This window comes from Shimazuella sp. NTD247, assembly GCF_059510415.1.
In genome coordinates this window covers 228,836-247,222 of sequence record NZ_JCAJZU010000001.1, presented here as the reverse complement: position 1 = coordinate 247,222, position 18,387 = coordinate 228,836, and the positions used below count along the sequence as shown (strand labels likewise).

Sequence of the window (18,387 nt, the reverse complement as noted above, 5' to 3'; positions counted from 1 at the left end):
GTCTCTGGCTAGTCATGACTTATTTAAATGATATGGAACTGTCGTAACAACGACATCTTTATGCTTTAAAAGCCAAGCATGTATCAACAAAGCGCTTTGATTATGCAGAAGGTTATGCCACCACTTTTTTGTAATAAATTGTGGCAAAATAATATGAATTCGATCAGGCTTCCCTTCTGCTAGTTCCATTGTTTGAATAAACTGTGCCAACGGATTAAGAATCGATCGGAATTCATTCTTAATCGTGACCAACAGACACGGTTCCCCCCATTCTTCCCATCTCTTGTTCATTTCTTCGATAGAATCATCGTCAAATCCGATATAAAGAGCAAGTACTTCTGTTCCTAGATTTTCGGCAAAAGAAATCGTATTATGAACGACACGATGAATTCCGGAGACCAGAACAATCGAAACAATACGATAGGAATCAGGTTTTATCCGTTTTGATTCAACCTTTAATTCCTCTTTCATTTTGAAATAATGACGGTGGATCGATAATGAAAACAAAATCATCAATGGTAATCCCACTATTACAATCCATGCCCCATCCAAAAATTTGGTAATAGCAAAGACGATCACTACCAAAACCGAGACAATAGCTCCAATAAAATTAATCACAAATTTCAATTGCCAGCGGTGCCCTTTTATTCTACGCCAACGAACTAATAACCCCAGTTGGGCTACCGTAAAAGAAAGAAAAACACCAATTGCAAATAACGGGATAAGTGCATTGGTCTGGGCATGAAATACGAGAATCAAAAAAGAAGAAATCCCTGCTAACAACATTATTGCATTCGAATAACCTAACCGATCTCCCTGATTAGCTAAAGCACGCGGTAAAAATCCATCTTTCGCTACCAGTGCCGCCAGATGAGAAAATCCTGTAAAAACAGAATTTGCCGCTAAAATAAGTACGATAAAAATCGACCACATCATAATTTGATAAATCACACCATGCCCAAAATAAACATCGATTAACTGGGAAATCATTGTATTGTTTGGATTGACTGAAATACCTTTTACATACAGTTGATAACTGATCCCTAAAAGAATGATTCCTGTGAGCAGACTCAAGGCAATATAAGCCTTTATAGCATTTTTTTGCCTTGGTTCCCTAAAAATAGGAACCGCATTGGAAATGGTTTCAATTCCTGTTAAAGAGGAACAAGCAGCACTAAATGCCTTTAAAATAAGCAGTATGGTTAAACCTCGTGAAAACGTTCCAAATGGAGGAGTTGATGTTTGGACAAATCCATATCGAAATTCATTTACAAAACCAGCAATAATCAGGAGAACCATACTTGCTATAAAAATGAATGTAGGCCAAGAGAAAATACGCGCTGTTTCTGCCACCCCACGTAAATTGACCAATACTAAAATTAAGATGCAGATAATAGCCAAGGTTACTGCATATGGCTTCAGCATTGGATAAGCAGACACCATATTTTGGATACCAGATGATACAGATACTGCAACGGTCAGTATATAATCAACGAGTAAGGAACTGGATGCTAATAGAGAGGGCCATGATCTTTTAAAATTATCTTTTGCTATGGTGTATGCTCCCCCTCCATTTGGATAAGCAGTGACTCCCATAATATAAGACAGAATTAAAATAAATAACAGTAAAACAGTTGCAGCTGTAATGGGTAAGATTAGCCACTTTGCAGTTGATCCAAGACCGACCAGTTCCGTCATACCAGCTTCAGGGCCATAGGCGATTGATGATAATAGGTCAGTTGAAAGAATAGCAAGTGCAATAACCCAAAACAATTTATTATGTTTTGCATGCAATTCACTGGTGCGCATGGGACGGCCAATAAAAATTCTTTTTAGATTACCAAAGTTAGCGATGGAATAGTATATAGCCAGTGCGATAATTATAAATTCAATCCATCTCAATAGTTGATGCATGTTATCATTCCTTTAACCTTACTTATTAGTTTAAGTGCATTATTAAATGAACTTACTCGATGGAGAATTGCAAGTACTTAATCCCAATTCCAAACACTTTATCAAGAAGATATAAAAGTTATATTTTATTTATTGTGCAAAGGTGACCATATTGATGGTAAGAAGATCAACATGGTCACTAAAATATCCATTAAATGAAACTGAGAGTGATCCTTTTTACTCATTTCCGGGCAGGTGCGGTAGATCAAACATATTTTCCCCTGAAAACTTGGAGAAAGAGATATCTAATCAAGTATTGACTTTAAATGAGAGCTTTTTTATGGGAACCCTTTAGGAAAGTAAATCTAAACCAACAAATAACTGCATACTTGCTCCAATCCCGGAGGCTGAGAACAAATGCAGATGCCATTATTATCGGCGGAAGTACCCAACAGCTGCTTCTCTATCTTGGACATATTCTAAAGAATGATATTTCTAGTGTTATCGTAGAGAACCCTGGATATGATGACACTTGGGAAGCTTTTCAATTAAATTGTTTTATTCTTGAAACTTTACCTGTTTATGAAACGGGTGCTGATTTTTCATCGTTAGATCAAATGAAATCACGAGTCATCTATGTAGCCCCTTCCCATCATAGTCCTTATGGAGTTAGCATGCCCATTCAGCACCGTCATGCGCTTATGCATTGGTCTAACAAAAGCATGAGTACATTATCGAAGACGATTATGATAGTGAATTTCGCTATATTCCAACTATTTCCAACTCTAGCATTCATTGATTCCACAAGAGTGATTTATCTAAGACAGCAATTCAATCGTAGAGCTTGTTTTTTTGACTGTAATTTCCCAGCTTTCACAGCATAGCTATATTCCAAACCTACAACTTACCAGTTAAAAATTGAGCCTCACCTAATCCAAAACTCCAATCAGCATCATTATTTTCCACAATAGATACTATTAAATCAGTTGAGGCAATTCCACATTCCGATTCCAATCTCTTGGCAAGAATGGAATAAAGTTTTTGTTTTTTTTCTTTAGGACGGGCTTTACTTACAATGGAAAGAACAACAATATTATTAGTACGATTAATCTCTAAGCCAGTATCCTGGATAATCATATTGTCTTCTGAATGTTCGTGAACAATTTGATATCGATCTCGTTGGGGAACGTCAAAAGCCTCTACTACAGCAGAATGTACGACATCTAAAAGTTTCTTTAAACTTTCCTTATCTCTCCCTTTTACAAGGTCAAAACGAAGTAACGGCATAAATCCTCCTCCTTCTAATTAGCGTACTTATTACATCTAAGGTCTTAACCTAACTAGGTTCTTCTATCTTTTCCAATCGCTTTTATATCTTTAAACTTTGATTTAATTCGTTAAATGTCGTTATTCTTTAAGAAATTTAAAATCAATTCACCTATTTCATTGGCATGTGTTTCCAATGCAAAATGACCAGTATCTAATAAATGAATCTCAGCATTTGGTAAATCTTTCAAAAATGCTTTAGCACCCTCTGGAATAAATGAAACATCATTTTCACCCCAAGTTGCCAATAATGGTGGTTGATATTCGCGAAGATACTGTTGAAATTGCGGGTACATCTTCACATTATTTTGGTAATCAAATATTAAATCTAATTGCTTTTCGTCATTTCCCGGTCGAGACATATATGCAATATCAAGAGTATAACCATCAGGAGAAACCTGATTATGTTTTGTTCCATCAAGATATTGGCTCTTAATCGTGTCTGGTTCAAAAGCTGTCCGATAACTTTCTCTTTTTTCTTGTGTTGGATTTCGCCAGTATTCTGCTCGAGCAGCCCATTTTTTGCCCAAGCCTTCATGATAGATGTTCCCATTCTGACTAATTATTGCTGTTATACGTTCTGGATGGTGCATAGCTAATCGAAAGCCAATAGGCGCCCCATAATCAAAGGCATATATTGCATACCTAGTAAGCCCTAGTCGGTCAATGAAAGCTTCAACAATTTCAGTAATACGGTCAAATGTATAAGCAAAATCCGCTCTATCAGGTGATGATGTTTGCCCGAAGCCGGGATAATCAGGGGCAATCACATGATAGTCTTCTGCTAGAATAGGTATCAGATCTCGAAACATGTGACTTGCGGATGGAAAACCATGAAGTAATAAAATCACAGGTTTATTTGGGTCACCAGCCTCACGATAAAAAACATTTAATCCCTTCATTTCTAAAAAATGGTATGTCAACATGTTAAAACCTCCCATAAAGAATCTCACGTATATACCTAATTTTTTTGACTCTATTACTTTGTTGAGACCCAACTTAGTTTCTTCGGGATTTACAACTTTATTCAGTCGTTAATCATTCCGAGAATAGAAATCCTTTTAATTAGAACATTTGCTTCCTCGATGGTCTGTTTAACAATTGCAGTAGCAGAGTGATCCTTGACTAACCTAAGGCCTTGCCCTGCCCATAGTGACATGAACTCAGGGTTGTTCGCTTTTGCAGCTGCTTGGCGAATGTCTCTTGTCATTACATTTTGAATTGGGTAAGCTGGAATTATACCAGGATAATGATTCATGTCGTTCATAAATTCGGTTCGAATGCCTCGTGAGGCTCTACCTGAATATGCTCGAGTGATTTCAGTAGCATCCTCATTCTCCAAAAGAATTTTCTGTTTGTATGCTGCATGGGCGCCGCTTTCGGGGCACGCCAAAAACGCAGTACCCATTTGTACGGCTGCTGCACCCAATACGAGGCTTGCTACAAGGCTCCTTCCATCCATGATGCCTCCTGATGCAATAACCGGAAGCGAAACATTGTCCACAATCTGAGGAACAAGAGCCATAGTGCCAATTTGAGAGTCGGAACAGCCCTTTAAAAATGTACCCCGGTGTCCTCCTGCTTCACTTCCTTGGGCTACAATAGCGTCTACGCCCGCTTCTTCCAATTGTTTGGATTCTTCAACTGTTGTTGCAGTGCCTATAACGACTGTTCCACGCTGCTTCATGGCTTGGATCACGTCTTGTGACGGTATACCAAAGGTGAAACTAAATACGGGAATTCTCTCATCCAGTAATACTTGCACCTGTTCATCAAACGATTCCGAAAACTTCTGGATCAATGGATTTTGTGTTATGCCGAGTTTGACACGATATTTATTGAGGTAATCTGTCATTTGATCGATATTTTCTTTTGATTCCATTGGTTGCTCCGGTACAAACAGGTTAACTCCAAATGGCTGATCTGTTAATTGTCTGATCTCTTGAATCGAACTACGGAGTTTCTCTGGGGTCAAATATCCTGCGCCTAGGTTACCAAGGCCACCAGCGTTTGAAACTGCTGCTATTAATTCAGGAGTGGTAGGTCCACCTGCCATCGGTGCTTGGAATATCGGATAACGAATTTTGAGAATACGTGTTAATTCAGTCTCAAGCATTTTTAAAAACCTCCTGTGTTATGGAACCTTTGTTGAATTATCATGATTTGGAATAAAGGTATATGTCTGTTTTATAAAAAGTGATATTAAACAATTGTTTATATCGGTTCTATCCATGTTTCATAGCTTATTAGTCTTAAGAATTGTATCCATATCACCTAGCAATGATGAGCATAACAAACCCGCCAATCATCGTCTTTGTGGAACTATTTTTGTATTTTTGTTTTCCGAATTTGTCACGATCTCACTCATCCTTTCCGAATTCATTGTAACTCCACGAATACATTGTGTAAAATGAATCTATATGATGGTTCGCATTAAAAAAATCAATATCTTAATGGAGAAATGAAATGGACATCAGAGATATGAGGATTTTTTTGGCAGTAGCAAATGAAGGCAGCATTACCAAGGCAGCCGAAAAGTTGGAATATGTACAGTCAAGTATCAGCATCCGTATCCAGCAACTCGAAAGTGAATTGAAAACGGAGCTGTTTCATCGCCAAAGGCAAGGAGTTCGACTCACAACATCTGGAGAGGTTCTTAAGTCCTATGCTGAGAAAATTCTTTTTCTTACTCAAGAGGCAGAACGAGTCGTAACAGATACCTCGGTTCCAAGAGGGCCGCTTCGGATCGGATCTCTTGAAACCACGGCAGCGATTTATCTACCATCTATCCTCCTCAATTATCATAACTCTTATCCAGAGGTAGATTTATCACTGAAAACAGGATCGACGGATGAACTCGTCAATTTAGTGTTGAAGTATGAATTGGACGGAGCTTTCGTAGCAGCACCAGTTGAACACATGGATCTTGATGTTACCGAAGTTGGAGTTGAGGAACTTGTACTCGTATTTGGAGGACAATTCCCCTCTGTTGATCGATCTGAGGATTTGCAAAATCTGACTTTGCTGGTATTACGGATTGGTTGCTCTTACCGTCGAAAACTGGAGGATTGGTTACACTGGGAAGGCATCATACCTGCCAAGATCATGGAGTTTGGAACGATTGAGGGAATTCTCGGATGTATTCATGCTGGTCTTGGCGTCTCTCTTCTGCCTCGCTCGGTGGTTGAAAGATCCAAGGGTCTATACAACTTGCAATTTCAAAAAATCTCGAAGTTCTACAAAACACCGACTCTATTCATTCGTCGTAAAGATACCTATAGAACTGCAGCTGTATCAGAGTTCATTCAGATTGCTAAACAATGTTTTTATGAGATAAGGAATAAAAACTTTTTACTTTAAAAAAACACCTTTGAGGCGTGTGCTGCAAAGATCCATTTATAACAATAAACGCAAAAATAGGGTTAGCTGTATTATCAGTAGTAGTTAACCCTTTTTATTCTTTTCACAAAAGGAAGTCCATTTTACCTAAATTTTATCTTCTAGCTATCATCTCTATTTCAATCTGCGCACCTAGAGGTAAAGATGACACTCCAATAGTTGTACGGGCCGGATATGGAGTAGAAAATTGTTTTGAATAAACTTCATTCATTGCTGCAAAATTATTCATATCAGTTAAGAATACATTCACTTTTTCAATATTATCAGGGGTTAAACCTGCTGCTTCCAATACATTGAAAAGATTCTTAAAACATTGCTTCGTTTGTTCAACAATATCACCTTCCACAAGCTTTCCAGTCTGTGAGTCTACTGGAGTTTGTCCGGATAAAAATATTAAATCTCCTGATTCAATAGCATGTGAATACGGACCAACAGCTACAGCTCCAGATGCATTAAAAGCCTTTCTTGACAAATAAAATTCCTCCTTTTAGATATAAAGTAATAAAAATAGTTATGATGAATTGTAAGATAACTGGCATATATTAGCAAGGAAAAATTACAGAATGTGCATTTTGAAGAAATGAATGAAATCATCTGAGTTGTAGTGAACGATTGAGGCATGCCAATGCAAGGATTACATTAGATACGTATAGCCATGTGCTTCCTGATATGCAAAAAGATCTTGCTAAAAATTTTTATCAGGCTATGAAAACATTAAAGTTAAAAAAGGAATTTGTGTGAAAGCATCGATTTTCAAGGCAACACTTACTTGATGCATTACACTCGTTTCGGATGTAAAGAAATGTGCCGCCCATGCTCCTCCTGTAAATAAGAAGATTCCGATGACTCCCATAAATAGAATGGCTAATCCCGTAGCAATCCAACCATATTAATTTGCATCTTTCCATCGATTTGCCCCTAAACTTTGTCCAACTAGAGTGCTAGCTGCTATGGCAAAACCATAGCCAGGCAAATGGGAAAAAGATTCAATATTTCCGGCCTTGTTTTGGGATGGTAATAAATACAATTGTCCCTTTCCCTTCCGTACTTTCTATTCGAATAAAACCATCGTGTGCTTCCACCAATTTTTTGACAATCGTTAATCCAATTCCACTTCCTCCTGATGTACGGCTCCTTGACTTATCTACGCGATAAAGTCGTTCAAATACTTTGGATATCTCCGCAGAAGGTATACCAATACCTGTATCTTTTACTATAATCTGCGCCTCTTTGTTCTCTTCTGTTACTTCTACTGCAACCCGTCCACCTGATGGTGTAAATTTAAGGGCATTGGACAGCAAATTGATTAAAATTTGTGCGATGCGATTTCGATCTACCAACACGGAAACATATGGTGGAGTTGAAACAACCAATTCTACTTCTTTTACTTTGAAATTTGTTTCCATCGCTCGAGTACTCTGTTGTACGATCTCCACCAAATTTTCTTTTTGTATTTGAAGGGTGAATCCTGGGGACTCTAGATTGGTTAATTGTTCTAGGTCTCCTACTAAATGAATGAGGCGTTCTAGCTCTTCTTGACACGATCGAATTCGTTCTAGAGTGGGTTCCCACACTCCATCCTCAAAAGCCTCCATATGACTTTTCAAGGTAGCCAAAGGTGTTCGAAGCTCATGGGCAATATCGTAAGTGAGATGTTTTCGGAGTATTTCCTGCTCTTGTAATTGTCCTGTTAAATGATTGAATGCCTGACCTAAATGAGCTACCTCGTCTGTTCCTTCCACCTTTACCCGAGACTCCAAATTTCCTTGTGTTATTTGCTCTGTTATTTTTCTCATCTCAATGAGTGGAGCAGTTATCCGTTTTGCCATAAAAAAGCTGATAAGGATAGCAAGCAAAACGGTTCCTATCACCGTCCATAAGGTAGACTCGATCAGTGCTTGTTCAAAATGATAATCATAATAAACAAGGTGAAGATCGGGTAATGGAAATTTTTTTTGATACAATGAAATATGATAATGCATTTCGATCAGAAAAATAATACTAGCTAAAGCTACCATCCCAGATGCGACAGCTACAAACATGATTATTAATCGTTTTTTCATCGTTTTTGTGATTTCCCTCCAGTAAAACGATAACCAAAGCCATAAACAGTGTTCAAGTACATGGGCTTTTTGGGATCAGTTTCTATTTTTTGACGTAGATTTTTTACATGTTGATCGATCGTACGATCATCCCCCATGTAATCAAAACCAAAAACTTTTTCGATTAATTCTTCTCGTGAAAACGGTCGGTCAGGATGACGTGCCAATACCAGTAATAATTTGAATTCTGCTGGCGTAAGACGTACCTCTTCTCCCTTTTTTAAAACGATTTGCTTGTCCACTTCGATCACTAAATCCTCATTTTGAAAGGTTACTCTTGATGTAAGAACATCATGGTTTGCTCGTCGGAGAATAACTTTCACTCGTGCGACCACTTCTCTAGGACTAAATGGCTTGATCACATAATCATCAGCTCCTATTGATAATCCTTTGAGTCGATCCCTTTCTGTAACCTTTGCTGTTAACATAAGAATTGGTACCGTTGATTGTTCACGTATTTGCTGACAAATCGTTTCTCCCGTAATATCTGGCAACATCAAATCAAGAATAACAAAGTCCAAAACTTCTCGTTCGAAAATTTTTAATGCTTCTGTACCATTGGCAGCTTCTATGGTTGTAAAACCTTCTTTATGAAGATACGAAGTTAATACGTCACGTATTTTTTCTTCATCATCCACGATAAGTACTACTTTACTCATTTTCTGCACCTACTTCTTCATCGTTACATACAGGGAAAGAGCTGAATGAGGCTTCATTCAACTCCAACAAAGTAAGAATAATATGTATTGTCTTTAGGACTTAAGTCTTGAAATCCATTCCTCGTCATATACCATATCCAAATAACGATCCCCTCTATCTGATAAAATGGTAACAATGTTGGTTGGCGATTGCAAAGAGGAAATAATCTTTTGAATCGCGGCAATCACAGATCCGGAAGAACCCCCGGCAAAGATCTCTTCTTTTTGTAATAAGTCCTTACAGGCTTGTACTGAATCATAATCATTGACCCAGATTACTTCATCTATTTCATCGGCTCGAAAGATTTCGGGAACACGACTTGACCCAATTCCCGGTAACTCTCTGGAAGCAGGTGGAGCATTAAAGATAACCGAACCTACTGCATCTACCGCGATTACTTTCATCTTGGGATGCTTCTCCCGAAGTTTTCTTGCTGTCCCTAATATGCTTCCATTGGATTGTGGGGAAAGTTTTTCCAACCGAACAACAGGGGTATTTCCAATGCAATCTTTAATCGAACTGGGAATCGTTGCAGGATTTGCTTTGCCGTACAACGACCATATTAACGGAAGATTATGAGGAATTTATGAGGATAAACACTATTCACACATTTTTCATACATATAGAAAAATAAATATAACGATTGAACACTCACACATAAAATTCAAAAGGCCAATGAATCCCTTACAAAGAAAGGAGAATCATTGGCCTTTTGTGAAAAAGATCATGAACAAGTCATATCCAAAATAAATTTTAAACATCTATTTTGGAGGGTTCCATTCGAAGAGAATGCAAATTCTGAGCAAACACTTTCCTCGTTCTAAATTGCTTCTTGAATAGCCTTAATAAGAGTCTCCTCCACATTTTGAGCTATTTCTTTCAAATCTGAATCGCTCACGATATCCACAAGCACGGATGGTTTAGGTAAACCAATTTTGGTCTTTTCGTTCTCCCTATATACGACAACCTTACAAGGAAGAAAATATCCCATTAAACTATTTTTGGAGAGTACTTGTGCCGCTTCTATGGGATTACACACTTCCAAAACACGATAAGGTTGATGAAAATCAATCCCCTTTTCTTGGAGTTTAGAAGTGATATCGAATTGCCATAATACCCCAAACTTATATCGATTCAGACTTTCTTCCACCGATTCAACTGCTTCATCCATATTTTTGCTTGTTTCTACCGTATAATGAAACACATTACTCACCTCTATTCTTCATTATTGTATCCAAGTAAACATCCTTACATCCAAGTGACGATTCCCTTAAACTGCTTAGAATGAAAGATTTACTCAACTCGTATGTATAACCAAAAATAGTAAAGACTTCACAAAACCAAAATCGTACTTTTTCTATTTGATTTCATGCTCATAATATGATTGATACGTTTTACTATGTTTCAGATCGCTATGATCCAATTGATATCCATCCATTCCACTTTGAACTTGCTTCTCTTGAGAAGAAGAACATTGATTCATGCCGTTAACCATAAAAAAACTAAGGCAAAATGCTCTCGTCTTTTTCAAAGGAACTTACCTCCTTTACTATTTCAAATTCACAACTCTTTTAGAGTAAAGAGCCAATACACCTCACAAAATGGAAGAATGAGGTTCATTGGCTCTTTAGGAACGTACATCATTAACTAATTACATATTTCTCTTTTACTCATGCGCTTTTGTTCGGTTGGATTGATATTTTCCTTGATAATCAAGATACTTCACATCTGTCATCATTCCTGCAGCTGCGTGATGTAAATCATGACAATGAAACATCCAAGTACCTGCATTGTTTGCAATAAAACCGATTTCATACCTTTCTCCTGGTTTTATTACTAAGGTATCCTTGTTCAATTGTTCGGTAATAGGTTTCCCGTTTTTACTTAATACTTGGAAGGTATGACCATGAAGGTGCATCGGATGATCTGATTTTCCATCATTGATCAACGTGATTTTTACTTTTTCGCCGGTTTTTACATCGATCTCTTCCGTATTTGGCCATGTTTTTCCGTTGATTGTATATACTTGTTCACCTTTTTCCATTTTTGAATTCAAATGAAAGGTAAAAGTCGATTGGTATCCGCTTAATTTACTTGCTGCATTTTTACTATACTGAGTGATATCCAATAGAGGAAGTTTGGAGGTATCGGCTTGATATGGTCCCTCTTCATCCCCTTCCACTTCTACAGGTATTACCAACGATTTTGCTGCGTTTGTCCCATCATGAAGATCAATGGCAAAACTTTTATCACCAGCAACAAAGCTAATATCGTATCTTTCCGAAGCCCCAATGGGTATAAGTTGATTTTTGATTACTGGTGGATTAGAGATCGCATTTCCGTCGCTCGCTATAACCTGAAAAGATTGATCTTGCAAATGAACCTGATGAGTTAAATACCCTGCGTTTACTAATCGAAGCCGAATACGTTCCCCTTTTTTTACTTTTAGCGGTTGAATCGAAGAACCCGTTTTCCCATTCACGGAGTAGACATTATACATTTGCTTCATCATCTGGTCGTGATCCATATTCGTTGTAGAGGAATGATCCATTTTCATATCAGAAGAACTCATATTGGAATGATCCATGTTCATATCCATTGAACTCATATCGTTATTGGAGTGATCCATCTCTTCACTAGAATTATTGGTTATAGCCCACTCATCTAAAACAAGCGTATAGTCTTTGTCATATTTCACTGTTTCTTTTTTTGGTTGGACAATCAATACACCATATAGACCACGATCTACTTGATTGGCACTATCATAGTGCGAATGATAATAGTAAGTACCTGGAACCGTTGCAATAAAATCATACGTAAAGCTTTTGCCAGGTGCGACCGCATCTTGTGTCATACTAGCAACGCCATCCATCCCGTTTGGCACTGGATAACCATGCCAGTGAATCGTAACAGGCTGTTTCATGTTATTTTTTAACTGTACCTGCACATGATCTCCCTGCGTCACCTTTATGGTATTACCGGGAACAGTACCATCATAAGTCAGGGCATCTACTTTGTATCCATTTCCTAATTCCCAATTTGTTTCTTTTGCAACAACAGTAAATTGTTTCAATGTCCTGCCTTGTTTATCGGTAGAAACTTTTGGAGTGGCAATTTGACCACCTTCCTTACCACCCGATTGCGCTCGATATATAAATACTTCTGCCAGAACAATAGCAATTACGAATATGACAATAGCAGAAATAATTCTCCATTTTGCTGATTTACTCATGTTGTTTCTCTCCTTCATTAAAAATACAATCCTATTTTAATGAAAGATTATGTAGATCATATGAGGATACATTTCTCCAGAACATCTGAAAGTATCTTTGAAAGATACCTTTTTCAAGCATTACATTTATTAGGCAGCTGTTTTTTGCTATTATCCAGTTATATTGAGTCAAAGGAAACTACAAAAAATAGAGTCCCTTAAATCGAACATCGTTTGCATTTTTTAGACTAGAAGAGTATAAGGAACCTGAATACCGAAGATTTAATAGATGGAGGAATTTATGACACAACCAATTGTACAAGTCTTTTCCGAACTAGGCTTTTGGGCTATTCCAGTTAGTTTATTATTAAATGGGATAATCAACCTGATTGGCTTTATTCCTTCTATATTTGTAACAACTGCAAATGTTCTCATGTGGGGACCATGGTGGGGAGGTACATTATCATGGCTAGGAGAAGTAATTGGATCAACTGCTGCTTTTTGGTTCTATCATAAGGGAATTCAAGTGGCAAAAGTGCAACGGCATAGAAATTGGAAATGGATTCAGTCCTTGAACAGGCTTACTCCTTTTCGGCAATTCCTTGCATTACTTGCCATCAGAATCACTCCCTTTATTCCTTCTGGATTGATTAATTTAGTTGGAGCGTTAACCACCATTTCTTTTTTTCCTTTTTTCTTATCCACCTTGATTGGAAAAGTTCCATCTATTGCCCTTGAAACATGGATAAGCTATGGTTTCCTTCATATCAAAGAGTATTATATCCAACTCATCCTTACTCTCCTTTCATTAAGTCTAGTATATGTCGTGCTAAAAAAGAGCGGAGCAAACAGTAGCGATTGGTAGTTACTTGATCGATTCCTTTTGCTAATAACTCCACTATAAATGAAGATTCCTAATTTTATAGATATCAATATTATAGGTAAGTTTTAGATTCATGGATTCAGTCATTAAAGCCGCATAAAGAATAGCCAGTCTAGAAACTGGCATTCTACAATGAAATATATTTATTTCCGTGTTTAGTTTGTTATCCTTATTAGAATCATTTTTACTAATTCCTTAGTTCTTATGATTCATCTGAGAATGGTCCATATTGTTCATATTTTTCATATCTTGTTTGTCATTTTTTGAAGAACAACCACCCATTGACAACTCCATACGGCTAAAGCCGTTGGATTCTTGGGACGATAGCCTCATGACTATTTCATTACCAAGCTAACCCCGTGCGCCCCACGGTTTATGTTTGTTGATTTCTTCTTTGCCGCGAGCAAACTTGGTTTTCGTCTGTCACGACTATACATCTATTACCATGGGAATGTTTGTTTGTAAACTTGCTTTTTTCCAAAGATTGAACTAGTGAAGGAAAATTCCTTACCCTGGTTCAACGCTCGCTTTCATGCCACGATTTAAACCGTGGGTTTTCTCGCTCGCAATGTTATAATAAACCCTATGAAACTTGAATCACGAAAGGTGCGATGAATACTTTCCCTTGATACTGAAACTCACCTCAAATTTTATAAATTCCACTTTTCGGGAATGTGGATGGATTTGAGGTTTCCAGTGAATCTCTACTTATATATGGAATGAAATAACGAAACAGAAAAGGAACAACCTCTGTAAAACAGATCGTTGTTCCTTTTAGATGTTATCACTTCATCAACTTATGCATCGTTGTCAAAAGCTCATCAATGACATCTTGATCCCCTTCTTGAAAACGTTCAATTACACAACTTTTCATATGATGCTCCAATAATAATTTCCCTACACTGTTTAAAGAGGATTGAATAGAGGAGATTTGATTTAATACATCATCACAATACGTATCCTTTTCAATAAGTCCTTTTACCCCTCGTACCTGTCCCTCAATGCGGCTGAGTCGATTCATTAAATTTTTCTTTATTTTTTCGGAATGATGGCTTTTTCGCTCCTGATGGCACGATTCAAGAGATTGAGTTTCCAATAGCTGTTCTCCCATCGAAATTCACTCCTTTCTAGTTCGTATTCAATTTTAAGATATACTTTATTATAACCTACTCCCCTATCCTATATAAAGGATAAATAAAAACAGTCAAAATTTCGTACCAAGCACTTACTGCTGACGATCACTCACTACTTCTCTGAGTGTTTCCATAGATATACGTTTGACAAACCTCGAAAACTTCTCTTTCTTTTTCCCGTTTTCTTGATAGTATTGGATCAATCCAGTGAGTATTGGAATCAATTGTACTTTTTGTAGTCCTGAGAGCAACTGTTGACCAAGTGCGGCTTTTAACCCTTTTGGTTCTCCACCCACATAGATGTCAAACGTATCTCTCATTTTCACTACCCCGATGTCTTTCAACAGAGGTTCACTGGTTCCAAGTGCACATCCAGCATAGCCAATCTTTAAGGGGCTTGGTGTTGGATGTCCTGCAATGGCTCCATCTAGCTTTCTGGCTACGTCTAATCCTGCTTCTTTCGCCCCTCTGCAAAAATTACAGGCAATTAAGTTCTTGCTATAAAAACCAGTAGAATGAATCTTCAATCCCATTTCTCGTAATTTTTCTTTTACTTCTTCCATCTGTTGCTCATCCATCGCTACATATAGCTGACCAAAATTAGTCATTTCAATATTAGCGTCTTCCCCTACGATAGAACCAAGTACAGCTAATTGCTCGGGTTTAAACAAGAATCCACCTACGTCAAAGCCTGGTGTCACCGCGAACTTTTTTAAAGCCATCCATACTCCCCCTATTTCGTCTAAACCCTTGATTAAACAACTTCGTACCCTTGATCTTCGATTGCTTCTTTGATCTGGTTCAAAGACAATTTCTTTTCGTCATAATCTACAGACACCGTGTCATTAGCCAAATCCACTTTTCCTTTTGAACCAATTTCCTGTAATACTCCTTCAATGGCAACTACACAATGATTGCAACTCATACCTTCTACTTTTAACTTTACTTGCGACATCTTTTAACTCTCCTTTGTATTTGATTTCTTCATCTTACTCTTTCCAAAACTTATCGTTGGATAAGCTGGTGAATAGCGTCATAGTTATCGGAAAAACCAACAAAAACTTGATCATCGATAATGATAGTAGGTACTACTTGCTTTCCAGTCAAATCATATACCTCCTGAGGGTAGTCAGGATTGGTGGTACAATCTTTTTCTTGGAAAGGCACATCATTCTCCTGGAAATAGCGCTTGGCCTGATGGCAATCTGGACAAGTTGGAATGGTATACACCACTACATTCATTTGTTTCTCCTCCTCATTGTTTCACTCGTTGTAGGCGTAGGGCATTTAGTACGACAGATACGGAACTGAGTGCCATTGCTGCTCCTGCTAACCATGGAGCAAGGAAACCAAATGCAGCAATTGGGATACCAATGACGTTATAAGCAAGTGCCCAGAATAGATTTTGTTTGATGTTGCCCATCGTTTTACGACTCATAAAGATGGCATCAGCAATACTTTTTAAATCTCCCCGCATGAGTGTCACATCAGCTGCTTCCATTGCTACATCAGTTCCAGTACCAATTGCCATCCCAATATCTGCTGTTGCCAGTGCTGGTGCATCATTGATCCCATCTCCAACCATCGCCACTTTCTTGCCTTCTGCTTGCAGTTTTTTCACTTCTTCCGCTTTTCCTTCTGGCAGTACTTCTGCCAGCACTCGATCCACTCCGACTTCTCGACCAATTGCCTCAGCGGTTCGCTTATTATCCCCTGTGATCATGATTACTTCTAGACCTAAATCTTTCAGACGACGAATGGCCTCCGAAGAAGTATCTTTCACCGTATCGGCAACTGCTACTAACCCTGCATATTGCCCATCGATAGCTACTAACATCGCTGTTTCACCAGATTCCTCTAGTTCAGCCATAACAGTTTGAACTGCTTCTACTTCAATGTTGTGTTTTGCCATTAGTTTTCGTGTCCCAATGAACAACTCTTTGTTCTCGACTACCGAACGAACTCCATAACCGGGAATTGCCTCAAATTCCGTAGCATTTGGTAGAGCAATCCCTTTTTCTTGAATGCCTTCTACGATTGCTTCTGCTAATGGATGCTCTGAGTTTTTCTCTGCTGCACCAACTAGCGTTAAGAAATGGGTTTCTTCAACTGCATCTGTCACTAACACATCGGTTAATACCGGTTTACCATTGGTAATCGTACCGGTTTTATCTAATACAACAGTGTTGATTCGGTGAGTAGATTCTAGATGTTCTCCTCCTTTGAATAAAACGCCCCATTCCGCTGCCCGACCAGATCCTGCCATGATCGAGGTTGGAGTAGCTAATCCCAAAGCACAAGGACAAGCAATGACCAATACCGCAATTCCTTTTTCTAATGCACTAGCAAATTGTCCAGGATCAACTGCAAAATACCAGATAAAAAAAGTTACAACTGCAATCCCTACAACAATGGGTACAAATACGCCTGAAATTTGATCCGCTACCCGTTGAATCGGAGCTTTGAAACCTTGAGCTTCTTCTACTACTTTAATAATTTGGGCTAGAGCAGTATCTTTTCCTACTTTGGTAGCTTTGACCAAGAGACGACCATTTTTGTTGATCGTTGCACCAATTACGGAATCTCCAATCCGCTTCTCAATCGGAATACTTTCTCCAGTCAACATGGATTCATCTACTGCGGAAGTTCCTTCGATGACTTTCCCATCAACTGGAATCTTCTCTCCAGGTTTCACAATCAATACATCATCCGTTTCTACTTCTTCAATCGGAATTTGAACTTCTTGTCCCTCTCGAACTACTAAGGCAGTTTTGGCTTGTAATCCCATCAGTTTCTTAATCGCTTCAGAGGAACGTCCCTTTGCACGTACTTCAAACAATTTTCCAAGAAGAATCAAGGTGATCAGTACGGAGCTGGTTTCATAATAAAGTTCTACTTGATGGTGTCCATGTTGACCAATATTTAGGATACTGAGATATAAACTGTAGAAATAAGCTGCAGATGTCCCTAAGGCTACTAGCACATCCATATTCGCACTTTTGTTTCGTAACGCTTTATATGCTCCCACATAGAAATGTCTACCAATAATAAATTGAACAGGTGTTGCTAGTGCAAACTGAAACCAAGGATTCATAAAGATTTCTGGTACCCAAATAAACGAAGTAAAGGAAAAGTGACTCACCATCGCCCATAGTAGCGGCAAAGATAACAAGGCAGAAAAGAAAAACTTTCTTGTCTGTTTTTGGATTTCTTTTTGGCGATGATCAGTATCGCTTCCTGCTTCTTGTTTTGCCTCTGCTTTATACCCTAATTTTTCTACTTTTTGAACCATCTCTTTGGTCGTTACTTCTTCTGAAGAATATTCCACTCGTGCTGTTTCCAAAGCAAAGTTAACGGTTGCTTTCGATACTCCTGGAAGTTTGTTTAACCCTTTTTCAATTCGGTTGGCACAAGCCGCACAGGTCATTCCAATTAATTTAAACTCTGCTGTTTCTTTAATCGTTCCATAACCCAGAGAAGAAATTTTTGCTTCTAGTTCGGATACATTGGTTTGTGATGCATCATAGGAAACGGTAGCCGTTTCGAGAGCAAAATTTACATTCGCATCGGATACCCCTGGAACTTTTTTTAACCCTTTTTCGATTCGATTGGCACAGGCGGCACAAGTCATTCCTGTAATTTTCATCTTTTGCTGTGTTGTCATCATGTGAACTCCTTCCATTTATATACCCTATATGGGTATAATGGACACAAAAATTTTTTATCCCTCTAAGGTATATA

At 38.1% G+C, this 18,387-nt stretch carries 18 protein-coding genes and 2 pseudogenes; 4 read left to right on the top strand and 16 right to left on the bottom strand.

Annotated elements, in window-relative coordinates; all coding sequences use genetic code 11:
- Positions 1-12: 12 nt before the first annotated feature.
- Complete coding sequence (locus AC5WOC_RS01160) at positions 13-1,914, bottom strand: APC family permease (RefSeq protein WP_496053571.1); 1,902 nt, start codon at positions 1,912-1,914, stop codon at positions 13-15.
- A 224-nt stretch (positions 1,915-2,138) separates the two neighbouring features.
- On the opposite strand from AC5WOC_RS01160, the pseudogene AC5WOC_RS01155 reads away from it, so the two are divergent.
- Positions 2,139-2,714, top strand: a pseudogene (locus tag AC5WOC_RS01155) (aminotransferase class I/II-fold pyridoxal phosphate-dependent enzyme); the annotation flags it as partial.
- 76 nt (positions 2,715-2,790) lie between these two features.
- Here the strand turns inward: AC5WOC_RS01155 and AC5WOC_RS01150 are convergent.
- The 3 genes from AC5WOC_RS01150 to AC5WOC_RS01140 all read right to left on the bottom strand — a co-directional run bounded on the left by AC5WOC_RS01150 (position 2,791) and on the right by AC5WOC_RS01140 (position 5,335).
- Positions 2,791-3,180 (bottom strand): tautomerase family protein, encoded by a 390-nt coding sequence (locus tag AC5WOC_RS01150; protein ID WP_496053570.1) that lies wholly within the window; start codon positions 3,178-3,180, stop codon positions 2,791-2,793.
- Between the two features lie 110 nt (positions 3,181-3,290).
- On the bottom strand, positions 3,291-4,145 hold the full coding sequence (locus AC5WOC_RS01145; protein ID WP_496053569.1) for an alpha/beta fold hydrolase: 855 nt from the start codon (positions 4,143-4,145) through the stop codon (positions 3,291-3,293).
- 101 nt (positions 4,146-4,246) lie between these two features.
- Positions 4,247-5,335 carry an NAD(P)H-dependent flavin oxidoreductase gene (locus AC5WOC_RS01140; protein WP_496053568.1) on the bottom strand — a complete coding sequence of 363 codons (1,089 nt, stop codon included), beginning with the start codon at positions 5,333-5,335 and terminating at the stop codon, positions 4,247-4,249.
- A gap of 350 nt (positions 5,336-5,685) precedes the next feature.
- Here AC5WOC_RS01140 and AC5WOC_RS01135 point away from each other — a divergent pair, with 350 nt between their 5' ends.
- Complete coding sequence (locus AC5WOC_RS01135) at positions 5,686-6,579, top strand: LysR family transcriptional regulator (protein WP_496053567.1); 894 nt, start codon at positions 5,686-5,688, stop codon at positions 6,577-6,579.
- Positions 6,580-6,712: 133 nt separating this feature from the next.
- Here AC5WOC_RS01135 and AC5WOC_RS01130 read toward each other — a convergent pair whose 3' ends face one another.
- Positions 6,713-7,090 (bottom strand): RidA family protein, encoded by a 378-nt coding sequence (locus AC5WOC_RS01130; RefSeq protein ID WP_496053566.1) that lies wholly within the window; start codon positions 7,088-7,090, stop codon positions 6,713-6,715.
- Between the two features lie 131 nt (positions 7,091-7,221).
- Here AC5WOC_RS01130 and AC5WOC_RS01125 point away from each other — a divergent pair.
- Positions 7,222-7,359: pseudogene (locus AC5WOC_RS01125) on the top strand (site-specific integrase); the annotation flags it as partial.
- A gap of 245 nt (positions 7,360-7,604) precedes the next feature.
- On the opposite strand, the gene AC5WOC_RS01120 reads toward AC5WOC_RS01125, so the two are convergent.
- The 6 genes from AC5WOC_RS01120 to AC5WOC_RS01095 all read right to left on the bottom strand — a co-directional run bounded on the left by AC5WOC_RS01120 (position 7,605) and on the right by AC5WOC_RS01095 (position 12,651).
- The gene (locus tag AC5WOC_RS01120; RefSeq protein WP_496053565.1) at positions 7,605-8,681 is read right to left on the bottom strand and encodes a sensor histidine kinase; all 1,077 of its coding nucleotides are present in this window, start codon (positions 8,679-8,681) and stop codon (positions 7,605-7,607) included.
- Positions 8,678-9,379, bottom strand: a complete 702-nt coding sequence (locus AC5WOC_RS01115; RefSeq protein WP_496053564.1) for a response regulator transcription factor — start codon at positions 9,377-9,379, stop codon at positions 8,678-8,680. Before AC5WOC_RS01115 ends, AC5WOC_RS01120 begins: the two co-directional genes overlap by 4 nt.
- A gap of 93 nt (positions 9,380-9,472) precedes the next feature.
- Positions 9,473-9,898: a pyridoxal-phosphate dependent enzyme gene (locus tag AC5WOC_RS01110; RefSeq protein WP_496054137.1), complete on the bottom strand. Its 426-nt coding sequence runs from the start codon at positions 9,896-9,898 to the stop codon at positions 9,473-9,475.
- A 341-nt stretch (positions 9,899-10,239) separates the two neighbouring features.
- The gene (locus AC5WOC_RS01105) at positions 10,240-10,623 is read right to left on the bottom strand and encodes a DUF302 domain-containing protein (protein ID WP_496053563.1); all 384 of its coding nucleotides are present in this window, start codon (positions 10,621-10,623) and stop codon (positions 10,240-10,242) included.
- Positions 10,624-10,776: 153 nt separating this feature from the next.
- Positions 10,777-10,950 carry a hypothetical protein gene (locus tag AC5WOC_RS01100; RefSeq protein ID WP_496053562.1) on the bottom strand — a complete coding sequence of 58 codons (174 nt, stop codon included), beginning with the start codon at positions 10,948-10,950 and terminating at the stop codon, positions 10,777-10,779.
- Between the two features lie 135 nt (positions 10,951-11,085).
- A complete protein-coding gene (locus tag AC5WOC_RS01095) occupies positions 11,086-12,651 on the bottom strand; it encodes a multicopper oxidase family protein (protein ID WP_496053561.1) in 1,566 nt (521 codons plus the stop codon).
- Between the two features lie 280 nt (positions 12,652-12,931).
- On the opposite strand from AC5WOC_RS01095, the gene AC5WOC_RS01090 reads away from it, so the two are divergent.
- Positions 12,932-13,495 (top strand): TVP38/TMEM64 family protein, encoded by a 564-nt coding sequence (locus AC5WOC_RS01090; RefSeq protein WP_496053560.1) that lies wholly within the window; start codon positions 12,932-12,934, stop codon positions 13,493-13,495.
- A gap of 802 nt (positions 13,496-14,297) precedes the next feature.
- Here the strand turns inward: AC5WOC_RS01090 and AC5WOC_RS01085 are convergent.
- From AC5WOC_RS01085 to AC5WOC_RS01065, 5 genes are all read right to left on the bottom strand, one after another.
- A complete protein-coding gene (locus tag AC5WOC_RS01085) occupies positions 14,298-14,624 on the bottom strand; it encodes a metal-sensitive transcriptional regulator (protein ID WP_496053559.1) in 327 nt (108 codons plus the stop codon).
- A 114-nt stretch (positions 14,625-14,738) separates the two neighbouring features.
- A complete protein-coding gene (locus AC5WOC_RS01080; RefSeq protein WP_496053558.1) occupies positions 14,739-15,368 on the bottom strand; it encodes a nitrite reductase in 630 nt (209 codons plus the stop codon).
- Positions 15,369-15,400: 32 nt separating this feature from the next.
- The gene (locus tag AC5WOC_RS01075; RefSeq protein ID WP_496053557.1) at positions 15,401-15,601 is read right to left on the bottom strand and encodes a copper ion binding protein; all 201 of its coding nucleotides are present in this window, start codon (positions 15,599-15,601) and stop codon (positions 15,401-15,403) included.
- 50 nt (positions 15,602-15,651) lie between these two features.
- Entirely contained in the window at positions 15,652-15,888 is a 237-nt protein-coding gene (locus AC5WOC_RS01070) for a glutaredoxin family protein (protein WP_496053556.1), read from the bottom strand.
- 13 nt (positions 15,889-15,901) lie between these two features.
- Positions 15,902-18,313 carry a heavy metal translocating P-type ATPase gene (locus tag AC5WOC_RS01065; RefSeq protein WP_496053555.1) on the bottom strand — a complete coding sequence of 804 codons (2,412 nt, stop codon included), beginning with the start codon at positions 18,311-18,313 and terminating at the stop codon, positions 15,902-15,904.
- Between the last annotated feature and the right edge of the window lie 74 nt (positions 18,314-18,387).